12 protein-coding genes are annotated in these 13188 nt (G+C 69.5%); 11 read left to right on the top strand and 1 reads right to left on the bottom strand.

Annotated elements, in window-relative coordinates:
* Positions 1-50 precede the first annotated feature (50 nt).
* Both R4823_RS17590 and R4823_RS17585 read left to right on the top strand, forming a co-directional pair.
* Positions 51-2579, top strand: coding sequence for an FtsX-like permease family protein (locus tag R4823_RS17590; protein WP_338615616.1), 2529 nt, complete (start codon positions 51-53; stop codon positions 2577-2579).
* Positions 2580-2599: 20 nt separating this feature from the next.
* Positions 2600-3031, top strand: a complete 432-nt coding sequence (locus R4823_RS17585; RefSeq protein ID WP_087841327.1) for a group II truncated hemoglobin — start codon at positions 2600-2602, stop codon at positions 3029-3031.
* Positions 3032-3038: 7 nt separating this feature from the next.
* Here the strand turns inward: R4823_RS17585 and R4823_RS17580 are convergent, their stop codons facing one another.
* Positions 3039-3950, bottom strand: coding sequence for a LysR family transcriptional regulator (locus R4823_RS17580; protein ID WP_087841326.1), 912 nt, complete (start codon positions 3948-3950; stop codon positions 3039-3041).
* A gap of 100 nt (positions 3951-4050) precedes the next feature.
* Here R4823_RS17580 and R4823_RS17575 point away from each other — a divergent pair, with 100 nt between their 5' ends.
* From R4823_RS17575 to R4823_RS17535, 9 genes are all read left to right on the top strand, one after another.
* On the top strand, positions 4051-5409 hold the full coding sequence (locus R4823_RS17575; RefSeq protein ID WP_087841325.1) for an FAD-dependent oxidoreductase: 1359 nt from the start codon (positions 4051-4053) through the stop codon (positions 5407-5409).
* Between the two features lie 46 nt (positions 5410-5455).
* Positions 5456-6418, top strand: coding sequence for a tripartite tricarboxylate transporter substrate binding protein (locus R4823_RS17570; RefSeq protein WP_254914683.1), 963 nt, complete (start codon positions 5456-5458; stop codon positions 6416-6418).
* Positions 6419-6488: 70 nt separating this feature from the next.
* Complete coding sequence (gene rmuC, locus R4823_RS17565) at positions 6489-7970, top strand: DNA recombination protein RmuC (protein ID WP_087841324.1); 1482 nt, start codon at positions 6489-6491, stop codon at positions 7968-7970.
* Positions 7971-8003: 33 nt separating this feature from the next.
* Positions 8004-8393 carry an MAPEG family protein gene (locus R4823_RS17560; RefSeq protein ID WP_087841323.1) on the top strand — a complete coding sequence of 130 codons (390 nt, stop codon included), beginning with the start codon at positions 8004-8006 and terminating at the stop codon, positions 8391-8393.
* An 84-nt stretch (positions 8394-8477) separates the two neighbouring features.
* On the top strand, positions 8478-8996 hold the full coding sequence (locus R4823_RS17555; RefSeq protein ID WP_087841322.1) for an SRPBCC family protein: 519 nt from the start codon (positions 8478-8480) through the stop codon (positions 8994-8996).
* Positions 8980-9309 carry a metalloregulator ArsR/SmtB family transcription factor gene (locus R4823_RS17550; RefSeq protein WP_087841321.1) on the top strand — a complete coding sequence of 110 codons (330 nt, stop codon included), beginning with the start codon at positions 8980-8982 and terminating at the stop codon, positions 9307-9309. The genes R4823_RS17555 and R4823_RS17550 overlap by 17 nt, the downstream gene beginning before the upstream one ends.
* Positions 9310-9448: 139 nt before the next feature.
* Positions 9449-9910, top strand: a complete 462-nt coding sequence (locus R4823_RS17545; protein ID WP_087841320.1) for a (2Fe-2S)-binding protein — start codon at positions 9449-9451, stop codon at positions 9908-9910.
* Between the two features lie 13 nt (positions 9911-9923).
* Positions 9924-12167 carry a xanthine dehydrogenase family protein molybdopterin-binding subunit gene (locus R4823_RS17540; protein ID WP_087841319.1) on the top strand — a complete coding sequence of 748 codons (2244 nt, stop codon included), beginning with the start codon at positions 9924-9926 and terminating at the stop codon, positions 12165-12167.
* Between the two features lie 43 nt (positions 12168-12210).
* Positions 12211-13176 (top strand): AraC family transcriptional regulator, encoded by a 966-nt coding sequence (locus tag R4823_RS17535; protein WP_087841511.1) that lies wholly within the window; start codon positions 12211-12213, stop codon positions 13174-13176.
* Positions 13177-13188 lie beyond the last annotated feature (12 nt).

Below are 13188 nucleotides of genomic sequence, written 5' to 3'. Positions count from 1 at the left end.
CATGCATCGCCCGGGCGTTCGCCTTCGATCCACTTCCTTTCCCGCCGGCCATGACCACCGACATCCGTTCGTTCTCACCGCTGTCCCTCCTGGCCCAGGCCTGGCGCATGACCGTGCGCGACTGGCGCGCCGGGGAACTCAGGCTGCTGGCGATGGCGCTGGTCATTGCCGTGGCCTCGGTTTCCAGCGTGGGCTTCCTGGCCGACCGCATCCGCCAGGCGCTGGAACGGGATGCCGCCCAATTGCTGGGCGGCGACGTGGTGCTGATTTCCGATAACCCGATCGACCAGGGGCCGCGCGAAGAGGCGCGCCGGCTGGGGCTGACGGTGACCCAGAACCTGCAGTTTCCCTCCATGGCCAGCGTCGGGACGGGCGATGCCGCGCGTTCGCAACTGGCGGCCTTGAAGGCGGTGCGGCCGGGCTATCCGCTGCGCGGCAGCCTGCGCGTGGCCGAAGGCCCCACCGCGCCCGACCAACCGACGCGCGAGATCCCCGCGCCCGGGACCGCCTGGGTGGACCCGCAACTGCTGTCGCTGCTGGAGGTGCGCGTGGGAGACGACCTGCAACTGGGCGACCGGCATTTCCGCATCGCACGCGTGATCACGGTGGAACCCGATCGCGGCATGAATTTCATCAACGTCGCGCCGCGGGTCATGATCCGCGAGGACGACCTGGCGTCCACCGGCTTGGTGACCTTCGGCAGCCGTATCACCTACCGCCTGCTCGCCGCCGGACAACCGGCGGCGGCACGCGAGTACGCGGCCTGGCTGCAGGCCCATCCGCAGCGCGGGCAGCGCGTGGAGACGCTGGATTCGGGCCGGCCCGAGATGCGGCGGACCATCGACCGGGCGCAGCAGTTCCTGTCTCTGGTGGCCCTGCTGGCGGCCCTGATCGCGGCGGTGGCCGTGGCGCTGGCCGCACGGCGCTTCACGCTGCGCCATTTCGACAGCGTGGCGGTGATGCGCTGCCTGGGCGCGACGCAGACCACGCTGACCTGGCTGTTCGCCGCCGAGTTCCTGATCATCGCCCTGGGGGCGGCCGCCGTCGGCAGCGCGCTCGGCTATGCCGCGCACGAAGGCCTGATCGCCGCGCTGGGCGGCCTGATCACGGCCGATCTGCCGCGTGCCGGGCCGCTGCCCGCGATACAGGGTTTTCTTGCCGGCGTCTGGCTGCTGATGGGCTTCGCGTTGCCGCCGCTGGCCCAGTTGCGCCATGTCGCGCCCGCCCGGGTATTGCGCCGCGACACCGGCGTCGCGCCGGCGCGCACCGCGCTCGGCTACGGCATGGGCGCGGTGGGCTTCGCGCTGCTGCTGCTATGGTTCGCGCGCGACCTGAAGCTGGGCCTGATGGTAGCCGGGGGATTCCTGGGCGGCTTCCTGCTGTTTTCCGGCATCTCGTGGCTGGGGCTGCGTTGGCTGGAGCCGCTGCGGCAATGGCAGCGCGGGCCGGTGGCCCTGCGTTTCGCGCTGGCGGGCGTGGTCCGCCGCCGTGGCGCCACGGTGGCGCAGATATGCGCCCTGGCGGTGGGGCTGATGGCGATCCTGCTGCTGTCCATCACCCGCGGCGACCTGGTCGAGGGCTGGCGCAGCGCCGCGCCGCCCGACGCGCCCAACCGTTTCCTGATCAACATCCAGCCGGACCAGCGCGAGGCGGTCACGCAGCGCCTGGCGCAGGCGGGACTGGGCCACGTGCAGCTGTACCCCATGATCCGTGGGCGCCTGGTCGAGATCAACGGCCGCGCGGTGGGGCCGGCCGACTACCAGGACGATCGCGCGCAGCGGCTGGTGGACCGGGAGTTCAACCTGTCCTACATGGACCAGTTGCCGGGCCACAACCGCGACGTGGCCGGCCGCTGGCTGGACCCGGATGCCGCCGAGGTGTCGATGGAGCAGGGCATCGCGAAGACCCTGGGCGTGAACCTGGGCGACACGCTCCGGTTCGACATCGCCGGCAACGCGGTCGACGTGAAGGTGACCGGCCTGCGGGCGGTGGACTGGGATTCCATGCAGGTGAACTTCTTCGCCATCCTGTCGCCGGCGGCGCTGCGCGACATGCCGCAGAGCTGGATCACCGCGCTGCACCTGCCGCCCGAGCAGGCCGACCTGTCCAACGCGCTGATCCGCGAGTTTCCCAACCTGACCATCTTCGATACCAGCGCCATCCTGCGACAGGTGCAGGACGTGCTGGAGCAGGTGGTGGCGGCGGTGCAGTTCCTGTTCCTGTTCACGCTGGCCGCCGGCTGCCTGGTCCTGTATGCGGCGCTGGCCTCCACCCGCGACGAGCGGGTGCGCGAGGCCGGGCTGCTGCGCGCGCTGGGGGCCACGCGCCGGCAGCTGTCGCTGGCGCAGTGGCTGGAGCTGGCCGCCATAGGCGGCGCGGCGGGCGTGCTGGCCGCGGCCGGCGCGTCGGTGATCGCGTGGTTGCTGGCCCGCCATGTGTTCAACTTCGCGCTGACGCCGAACCCGTGGGTTTGGGTGGCCGGGCTGCTGGTGGGCGTGGCGTGCGCCTGGGCGGGGGGATGGATGGGGCTGCGCGGCGTGCTGCGCCAGCCGCCGCTGGCGACCCTCAGGGAAACCTAGCGCTTTTCGATGATACCGAGATGAACGACAAGACGATATTGATACGCGAGCCCGAGGAACCGGCTCCGGCCGGCCAGACCCTGTTCGACGCGATAGGCGGCGAAGCGCGCGTGCGTGAACTGGTCGACCGGTTCTACGACCTGATGGACCTGGACGCCGACCTGGCCGAGCTGCGTGCCGCGCACGGCCCGTCGCTGGACCAGGCCAGGGAGAAGTTGTTCTGGTTCCTGTGCGGCTGGATGGGCGGCCCCGATTACTACATTCGCCGCTTCGGCCATCCCCGCCTGCGGGCACGCCATCTGCCGTTCTCGATCGGCACCACGGAGCGCGACCAGTGGGTGGTCTGCATGGGCCGGGCGATGCAGCAGGTCGGCGTCGAGCCGGCGCTGGCCGACAAGCTGCTGGCCTCGTTCTACAACACGGCGGACTGGATGCGGAACCGGCCGGAGTAGGCCGGACTCATGCGCCGTCGCCGGATCTCTCCCAGGGGGGCGTGCCGCCCAGGTGGTCGCGCAGCCAGGCCAGCAGCAGTTCCATGCGCGGCAAGGCGCGCTTGCGGGCCGGGATCAGGGCCTTGAGCCATACGTCCTGTAAGGGGTGGTCCTCCAGCAGCGCCACCAGGCTGCCGTCCGCGAGCGCGCGCCGCGCAACATAGGTGGGCAGGACGGCGATGCCGTTGCCGGCGCGGGCCGAGGCATAGAGCACATAGTTGTCGTTGGCGCCCAGGCGCGCGGGCACGTCGACGCTGATGGGCCCGCTCGCGCTGTTGAAGTGCCAGCTGTGGCCGGTGGGATTGAACACCAGGCAGTCGTGGTCGGCCAGGTCGCGCGGATGGCGCGGGGCGGGCCGGCGCGCCAGGTAGCCGGGCGCGGCGCAGACGACCTGGCGCAGCGGGCACAGCGGCTCGTCCACCACGCCCTCATAGCTGTCGGCGCGGCCGCTGACCGAGATGTCGAAGCCTTCCTCGGCGGGATTGGCCGACCGGTCCAGCAGCGCGACCTCCAGGGTCAGCCGTTCATGGCGCCGCTGGAAGGCCGCGAGGATGTCGGCCAGGTACAGCACCGTGAGCGAGGTCGGGGCCCGCAGCCGGATGTGGCCGTCCAGCGCATCCTGGTCGCGCTTGAGTTCCGAGGCGATGTCATCGAAATCGCTGACCAGCGCGCGCGCCCGCGCGTGGAACTTGTGGCCGGCCTCGGTCAGCGTCACGCGGCGGCTGGAGCGTTCGAACAGGCGCGCGCCCAAGGTCCATTCGAGATGGCCGACGCGCTTGGCCACGACCGAGGGCACGGTATCGAGCTGGCGCGCGGCCTCCGAGAAATTGCCGCCGCGCACCGTGGCAAGAAAGGCGCGCAGGTTGGCCAGGGTATCCATTTTCTATTCCAAAACGCGAAAACTGGTGCTTCGAATTAGACCAGATAATCCGTTTTGAAATAGATAACATGTCCGCTTCCCTGAATGACAAGGTGGAGCAATGACAACGGCACATCCGGCCAGCGTGACCGAACCCGCGCGGCAGACCCCCATCCTGGGCGAATTCGACGTGGTGGTGCTGGGCGGCGGCCCCGCCGGCATGACGGCCGCCGCCGCGGCGGCGCGCCACGGCTGCCGTACCTTGCTGATCGAGCGCTACGGATTCCTGGGCGGCATGGGCACGGCGGCCGGCGTGACCAATTTCTGCGGCCTGCACGCCAATGTATTCGGCGACAACCGGCGCGTGGTGCACGGCCTGGCGGACGAACTGCTGGCCACGCTGGAGAAGCTGGGCGGTTTGTGCGAGCCGCATCGCATGTTCCAGGACAAGATCATGGCGCAGGCCTACGACAACGCGGCCTACAAACTGGCCGCCGACGATCTGGTCGTCGCCAGCGGCAGCCAGCTTCTGTTCCACGCGCAGGCGGCCGGGGTGCTGATGCGCTCGCCGGCCGAGATTGCCGCGCTGCTGGTCGAGACCAAGTCCGGCCGTGCCGCGGTGGTCGGCAGGATCTACATCGATTGCTCGGGCGACGGCGACATGGCGGCCGCGGCGGGCGTGCCCTATGAAAAGGGCGATGGCCACGGCGGCATGCTGTATCCGTCGACCATGTTCCGCGTCAACAACGTCGATCCGGCCCGTGCCGGCAGGGCCTGGGAACACTTCGGCCGCCTGATGGAGGAGGCCGCCCGCGACGGCCGCCGGTTCGCCCGCAAGACGCCCATCGTGCGGCCGCAGAAGAATCCGGTCGAATGGCGCGCCAACGTGACCCAGCTCAGCAACCCGGACGGGACCGCGATCGACGGCACCGATGCCTGGCAACTGAGCGAGGGCGAGTTGCAGGGACGGCGCCAGGCCCGCGACTTCTTCGAGTTCCTGCGCGAGTACGCGCCGGGTTTCGATGCCTCGTACATCCTGGAGATCGCGCCGCAGGTCGGCATACGCGAGACGCGCCGCATCGTCGGCGAATACCAGTTGACCGAGGGCGACGTGCTGGGCTGCGCGAGCTTCGAGGACACCATAGGCGTGAACGGCTGGCCGGTCGAGGCCCACGTCGCCGGCGACATCGTATTCAAGTTCGTCGACGTGCCCAACGTCAGGGGCTTCAACCACCTGCCGTACCGCATGCTGCTGCCGCTGGGCGTGGACAACCTCCTGGTCGCGGGGCGCTGCGCCTCGATGACCCACATGGGCCAGTCGGCCGCGCGCGTGACCGGCCCGTGCTTCGCCATGGGCCAGGCGGCCGGCACGGCGGCGGCCCTGTCGCTGCGCGCCGGCGTGGCGCCGCGCCGACTCGACGTGGCCGCCCTGCAGCAAGTGCTGGAGCGGGACGGCGCCTACCTGGGCCGGGACATGTAGGCCTGGCGGCAGTAGGTAATTTTCTTCATCACAAGGAGACAATATCGTGATCAGACGCCTGGCTGCGGCCATGTTTTTCGCCCCTTTGCTGGCCGTTCCCGCCCATGCGCAATGGCCCGAGAGGCCGGTGCGCATCATCGCTCCCTTCGCTCCGGCTTCCACGCCGGATACCCTGGCCAGAGTGCTGTCCGAACGCCTGTCCAAGCGGCTCAAGCAGACTTTCGTCGTCGAGAACAAGGCCGGCGCCGGTGGCATGATAGGCACCGACCACGTCGCCAAGGCGGCGCCCGACGGCCTGACGCTGGGCGTAAGCATCACCGGTCCGCTGGTGAACAACAAGCTGCTCTACAAGAAGATGCCGTATGACCCGGACCGCGACCTGACGCCCATCACCATCGCCGTGATGCAGCCCAGCGTGATCGTCGCACGTGCCGGACTGCCTGCTGCCAACCTGGAGCAACTGGTCGCGCTGCTCAGGCAGTCGCCCGGCAAGTTCAACTACGCCTCCATCGGCAATGGCTCGCTGTCGCACCTGACGATGGAACTGGTCGCCTCGCGCAGCGGCACCAGCATCGTCCATGTGCCGTACGGCGGTTCGAGCCAGGCTGTGACCGCCTTGCTCGCCGGCGATGTCGACATGGCGTGCCTGCCCGCCGCCGCGGTGCAGTCCTTCGTGAAGGCCGGCAAGCTGCGCGCCATCGCCGTCACCACCGGCGCCCGCACCCGCTTCATGCCCGAGGTCCCGACCCTGGCCGAACAGGGCATGAAGGGCGTGGACACCGGTGCCTGGATGGGGATCGTCGCGCCGGCCGGCCTGGATCCGGCCTTGAAGTCCCGCATCCACGACGAGGTCGTCCGGGCGCTGGAGGAACCCGAGGCGCGCAAGGCGTTCGACAGCCAGATGATGGAAGTCGTGGCGGGTACGCCCGAGGCGTTTTCCGCCTACCTGAAGGAAGAGGCGGATCGCTGGTTTCCCATCATCCGCAAGAACGGGATCGAGCTGGATTGAGCGCGCACGGCCCCCCGGCTTGGGGCCCGCGGCGCCTGAGCCTAAAATCCCTGGTTTTGGGGGCCGAGTCTTGACCGAATACCTGTTGTGGGGCAGCGCCGTCGCTGCCGTGCTCGCGGCATTGTTCGCACTGTTGGCGCTGCTGCGCAAGCCGGGGGCGGATCCGCGCCTGGACCAGATCCTGACCGAGCAGGAGCGCCTGGAGCGCACGCTGCGGGCCGACATCACCGAGAGCCAGCGTGGCCTGCGGTCGGAACTGGCCGAGTCCACGCGCGGGCTGCGCACCGAACTGGGCCAGACGCTGGCCCAGGGCATGCAGGCGCTGGGCGGCCAGCAGGCGCAGCAGGCCCAGGTGCTGAACCAGCAGCTCGACGCTTTCGCCCAGAACCTGACCACGCTGACGGCGCAATTGCAGGAACGCTTCGAGGCGCTGCGCATTTCGCTGACCCGCGACGCCGCGGCCAACCGCGACGAGAGCGCGCAGGCCCTGCAGCGCTTCGCCGATCGTTTCTCCGAACAATTGCGCGTGCTGACCGAGGCCAACGAGCGCCGCATGGTCGAGGTCCGCACGACCGTGGAGCAGCGCCTCAAGGACATGCAGGCCGACAACTCCGTGAAGCTCGAGGAGATGCGCCGCACCGTGGACGAGAAACTGCACGCCACGCTGGAACAGCGGCTGGGCGAGTCCTTCAAGCTGGTCTCCGACCGGCTGGAGGCCGTGCACAAGGGGCTGGGCGAAATGCAATCGCTGGCGGCCGGCGTGGGCGACCTCAAGCGCGTGCTGACCAACGTGAAGACGCGCGGGACCTGGGGCGAAGTGCAGCTCGGCATGCTGATCGAGCAGACCATGACGCCGGCGCAGTATGCCCGCAACATCAAGCCGGTGCCCGGCAGCGACGAACTGGTGGAGTTCGCCATCCGCCTGCCGGGACGCGGTGACGATGCCGTACCGGTGTGGCTGCCGATCGACGCCAAGTTCCCCAAGGAGGAATACGAGCGGCTGGTGGACGCGCAGGAGCGCGCCGACCTCGATGCCGTGCGCGCCGCCGGGCAGGCCTTCGAGCGCGGCGTGGAGCTGGAGGGCCGCCGCATCGGCTCCAAGTACATCGCGCCGCCGCACACCACCGATTTCGCCATCATGTTCCTGCCCACCGAGGGGCTGTACGCCGAGGTCCTGCGGCGGGCCGGCCTGATGGACAAGCTGCATGCGCTGCGCATCAACGTGGCCGGCCCCAGCACCCTGGCCGCGCTGCTGAACAGCCTGCAGATGGGGTTCCGGACGCTGGCCATCGAGCAGCGTTCGTCCGAGGTCTGGAAGGTACTGGGCGCGGTCAAGTCGGAATTCGGCAAGTTCGGCGACGCGTTGGCCAGCGTGAAGAAGACGCTGGAAACCGCCAGCAACAAGATCGGACAGACCGAGGTGCGCACCCGCGCCATGCTGCGCAACCTGAAAACCGTCGAAGCCCTGCCGGAAGGCGAGACACGCCAGTTGCTGGGGACCGAGGACGACAACCTCGCGGCCGACGAGGCCGACGGGGAAGCGGACAACTAGGACACGCGGGGCCAGGCCCCCGGGGAGGCTGGCATGACCATCGCATTCTGGTGTGTGTTCGTCGCGGTACTGATGCCCTACGTCTGCTTCGGTATCGCCCGGAACAGGGCGCGGCCGTTGCGCGACAACCGCGATCCGCGCGATTTCCCGAACCGCATACAAGGCATCGCCAAGCGCGCCTGGAGCGCGCACCTGAACGCATTCGAGACCCTGCCGGGTTTCGCCGCAGCGGTGATCATCGCGCACCTGGCCGGTACCCCGCAGCACCTGGCGGATGGCTGGGCGCTGGCCTGGGTCGCGGCGCGGCTGCTGTTCATCGGTTGGTACCTGGGCGACAAGCCGGGCCTGCGCTCGGCCGCGCACGTCGCCAGCATGATGTGCGTGCTGGGGCTGTTCGTGTCCGCGGCCGTGGCGGCGGCATGAGGCCGTAAAAATGTGCAACAGAATGGTTGCACGTATCCCGGGCCTCGATATACTGCAACCGAAACGTTGCAGAAGGGGTCTCCCATGAAGACGTACGACCGCATCGAAAAGCAGGTCGTGTTGCGCGCGCCGGTCGAGCGCGTGTGGCACGCCCTGACCAATATCCAGGAGTTCGCGCAGTGGTTCGGTGTCAAGCTGGACCAGCCCTTCGCCCCCGGCCGCGCCATCACCGGCAGCTTCGAGGGCGGCTTCGACCAGGACGAGATCGAGCGCTACCAGGCCTCGCTGGGCCTGCAGCCGGCGGCGATACGGCAGCCGCTGCCGCATGAGGTGTTCTGCACCGTCGAGCGCATGGAAGCGCCGCGTCTCTTCAGCTTCCGCTGGGTGCCGTTCGGCATCGACGCGGACTGCGATCCCGGGCAGGAGCCGACGACCCTGGTCGAGTTCCAGTTGGAACCCATCCCCGAGGGCACGCGGTTGACCATTACCGAGTCGGGCTTCGAGCGCGTGCCGGCACACCGGCGCGAACGGGCCTTCATGATGAACGATGGTGGCTGGAGTGCCCAGGCCGACAACATCCGGCGCCATGTCGAAGGTGCGTGAGCATGAACTGGCGCGGGTGTTCGCCGCGCTGGGCGATGCGACCCGGCTGGCCCTGGTCGCCCATCTGCTGGCCGGCGGAGCCCTGTCGGCCACCGCGCTGGCCGAGGGCAGGGACATTTCGCGGCAGGCCATCGTCAAGCATCTCCAGGTGCTGGAGGCGGCGGATCTCGTCGTACGCGAGCGCCATGGCCGCGAGGTGCTGTACGCCCTGGATCCGCGCCGCGTGGACGAGGCCAGGGCGTTCCTGGACGCGATCTCGGCCGGGTGGGACCGCGCCATCGGCCGCTTGAGGAAACTCGTCGAGTCGCCGTGACGCCGCTGGCCTGGCCCGGCGTTTGCAGGATCAGGCAAAACACACGCAGGAATCGGTATTGTCCCCGGGCTATCGCCTTACGTAACCTCTGTTCCGGGCCGGATAGGGATCCGGCATCTTTTCCGCAGGGGACGTGGCAATGGCGATTCAGCTCGAGATCAATGGCAAACAGACTGCGCTGGACGCGCCCGGCGAGATGCCGCTGCTATGGGCCCTGCGCGATCTGGCAAACCTGACCGGCACGAAATACGGGTGCGGGATGGCGCTGTGCGGCGCCTGTACGGTGCATGTGGGCGGCGAGCCGGTGCGTGCCTGCGTGACGCCGGTGTCGTCCATCGAAGGCAAGCCCGTCACGACCATCGAAGGCGTGGGGAGCGACGCCGTGGGCCGTGCGGTGCAGGCCGCGTGGCAGGAACTGGACGTCGCGCAATGCGGGTACTGCCAGTCGGGCCAGATCATGTCGGCCGCCGCGCTGCTGCGCACGAACCCGCGTCCCACGGACGAGGACATCGACGGAGCGATGAGCGGCAATGCCTGCCGCTGCGCGACCTATGTCCGTATCCGGGCCGCAATCCATCGCGCCGCCCAGGCGCTGGCTTGAGGGGGAAGGCATCATGGCATTCACCCTCGACAACCATGCGGACCGCCATCAAGCCTCCCTGGTCAACGTCAGCCGCCGCCGGTTCGTGCAAGGCGCGGGCGTGCTCGTGCTGGGCTGGCAGCTGCCCGGCGTCCTGGCGGCGCAACCGGCGGACAAGGCGGACCCCTTCGTTCCCAATGCCTTTCTGTCCATCGATACCCAGGGCCGCGTGACGGTGTACGCCAAGCACGTGGAGATGGGGCAGGGGGCCTATACGGGCCTGGCGACCCTGGTGGCCGATGAGCTGGACGCGGACTGGGCGCAGGTACGGGTCGAAGGCGCGCCCGCCGACACGGCGCGCTACAAGAACCTGGCCATGGGCATACAAGGTACCGGCGGCAGCACGGCCATGGCCAACTCCTTCAAGCAGATGCGCGAGGCGGGCGCCGCCGCGCGCGCGATGCTGGTCGGGGCGGCGGCGCAGGCGTGGAAGGTCGACCCGGCCACGATCACGGTGCGCGAAGGCGTCGTCCGCCACGCCGCGTCGGGCCGGCAGGCCGGGTTCGGCGAACTGGCCGCGGCCGCCGCGGCGCAGCCTGTGCCCGCCAGGCCCAGGCTGAAGTCGCCCAAGGATTTCCGCCTGATCGGCAAGGCGTCGCTGCGGCGAACGGATTCGGCCGACAAGGTGCACGGCCGTGCCCGTTTCACGCAGGACGTCAAGCTGCCTGGCATGCTGGTCGCCATCGCGGCCCACGCGCCGCGTTTCGGTGCGACCGTGGCCGGCTACGACGCCAGCGCCGCCCTGGCCGTCCCCGGCGTGGTGGCGGCGATTCCTTTCGAGGGTTCGGCGCATCGCTCGGCCGGCGTCGCGGTGCTGGCGCGCAATACCTGGGCCGCACGCACCGGGCGCGATGCCCTGAAGGTGCGGTGGGATGAAAGCCGCGCCTACACCGAGGGCAGCGACGAACTCCTGGCCCGGTATCGCCAGGCCGCGTCGCGCCCGGGTTTGCCCGCCGCCACGCGCGGCAACGTCGAGACCGCGTTCGCCAAGGCCGCCAAGGTGATCGAGGCGGACTACGAGTTCCCGTTTCTGGCCCATGCCAGCATGGAGCCGCTGAACTGTGTCGTGCAACTGGGCGACGGCCGGTGCGAGATCTGGAACGGCGAGCAGTTCCAGACCATGGACCAGAAGGCCGTGGCCGACTATCTCGGCATCGCGCCCGGGCACGTCACGATCAATCAGCTGTATGCCGGCGGCAGCTTCGGCCGGCGTGCCAGCCCGCACGCCGACTACGTGGTCGAGGCCGTCGCCATCGCGCAGGGTGCGCGCAAGGCGGGATTCGACGTTCCGGTCAAGATGGTGTGGACGCGCGAGGATGACATGCGAGGCGGCTACTACCGGCCCGCCTACCTGCACCGCGCCAGGCTCGCGCTGGACGAGCGGGGCAGGCTGCAGGGATGGCAGGTGCGGGTGGTCGGGCAATCGCTGATCAAGGGTTCCGTGTTCGAGGAATTCATGGTCAAGAACGGCATCGACGCGACCTCGGTCGAGGGCCTGTCCGACCTGCCTTACGGCATCCCCAACCTGAGCGTGGAGCTGCATACTCCCGACGACGTGCGGGTACCCGTGCAGTGGTACCGGTCGGTCGGGCATACGCACACCGCGTTCACCGCCGAGACGCTGGTCGACGAGGCGGCGCATGCCGCGCGCCGCGATCCGGTGGCTTTGCGGCGCGAGCTGCTCAAGGGCCATCCGCGCCACCTGGCGGCGCTGGAGACGGCGGTGCGCGCCGCGCAATGGGACCGTCCGCTGGCGGCGGGGAAAAGCGGCGTGCGCCGGGGCCGGGGCGTGGCGGTGCACGAGTCCTTCAACAGCGTGGTCGCGCAGGTGGTCGAGGTGAGCGTGGATGCCGGGGGCGAACTGAAGGTGGATCGCGTCGTGTGTGCCGTGGCGTGCGGGCTGGCGATCAATCCGGACGTGGTCAAGGCGCAGATGGAGGGCGGCATAGGCTTCGCGCTGTCGACGGCCCTGCACGGCGCCATCACGCTCGACAAGGGAGCCGTGGTGCAGAGCAACTTCCACGATTATCCCGTGCTGCGCATCAACGAGATGCCGCGTGTCGAGGTGCACATCGTGCCGTCCCAGGACGACCCCACCGGCGTGGGCGAGCCCGGCGTACCGCCGCTGGCGCCGGCCCTGGCCAATGCGATCTTCGAGGCGACCGGGGAACGCGTGCGTACCCTGCCGATCCGCACGCCTTTGCGCAAGGCGGTCTGAGCATGGCAATATCGTCGCTCCGCGCCTGCTTCCCGCGATGACCATGTCCCAGCCGGCTCTTCCCCTCGATACCGTTGCATCGGACGAAGCCCCAGGGCGGCTGGCCGCCGCGCGGCGCGAGCTGGCCAGCTGCATCGCGCGGCACGCGCCGGTCGACGGGACGCATCCCAGCGCGTATCCGGGGCTGTCGTTCGTGCGCTTCTCCGGTCCCTCGGGATCGAACTGCGGCTTCTATCGTCCTTCGCTCACGATCGCCGCGCAGGGCGCCAAGCGCGTCGAACTGGGCGAAGCCGTCTACGAGTACGACGAGCGCCACTTCCTGCTGTCCTCGTTCGACCTGCCGGTGCAGGCCCGCATCACCTGCGCGTCGCGGGCCGAACCGTATCTGTGCGTGGCGCTGGACATCGACCCGCAGCGCCTGGGCGAACTGGTGGGCGAGCACGGCCTGCCATCTGCTCCCGAGGCTCCCGGCATGCGTGGGCTGGCGGTCGGGACGACGCCGCTGGCCCTGATCGAGCCCATGCTGCGCCTGGTGCGCCTGCTGGATACGCCCGAGCACCTGCCGGTGCTCGGGCCGCTGGCCGAGCGCGAGATCCTGTACCGGGTGCTGACCGGCGAACTGGGGCGGCGGCTGCGCCAGGCGGCCCTGTCGGCCGGGGCTTCCAGCCAGATCGCCCGCGCCATTGCCTGGATCAAGGAAAACTACACCGAGCCGCTGCGCATCGAGGCGCTCGCCCAGGCGGTGAACATGAGCCCGTCCTCGCTGCATCATCATTTCAAGGCCGTCACGGCCATGAGCCCGCTGCAGTTCCAGAAGCAGCTGCGCCTGCGCGAGGCCCGCATGCTGATGCTGTCCGAGTTGCTGGACGCCGGCAGCGCGGCGCGCCGGGTCGGCTATGAAAGTGCTTCCCAGTTCAGCCGCGAATACAGCCGCCTGTTCGGCTCGCCGCCCCTGCGCGACGTGGCCAGGCTGCGCGACGGCGATCCGGCCGAGACCGTGGCGGCCTGAGTCCGCGGCGGT

It is taken from the genome of Pigmentiphaga sp. CHJ604, assembly GCF_036972535.1.
In the GTDB taxonomy this organism is placed as follows: domain Bacteria; phylum Pseudomonadota; class Gammaproteobacteria; order Burkholderiales; family Burkholderiaceae_B; genus Pigmentiphaga; species Pigmentiphaga daeguensis.
This window is presented reverse-complemented; position numbering and strand designations above follow the sequence as displayed.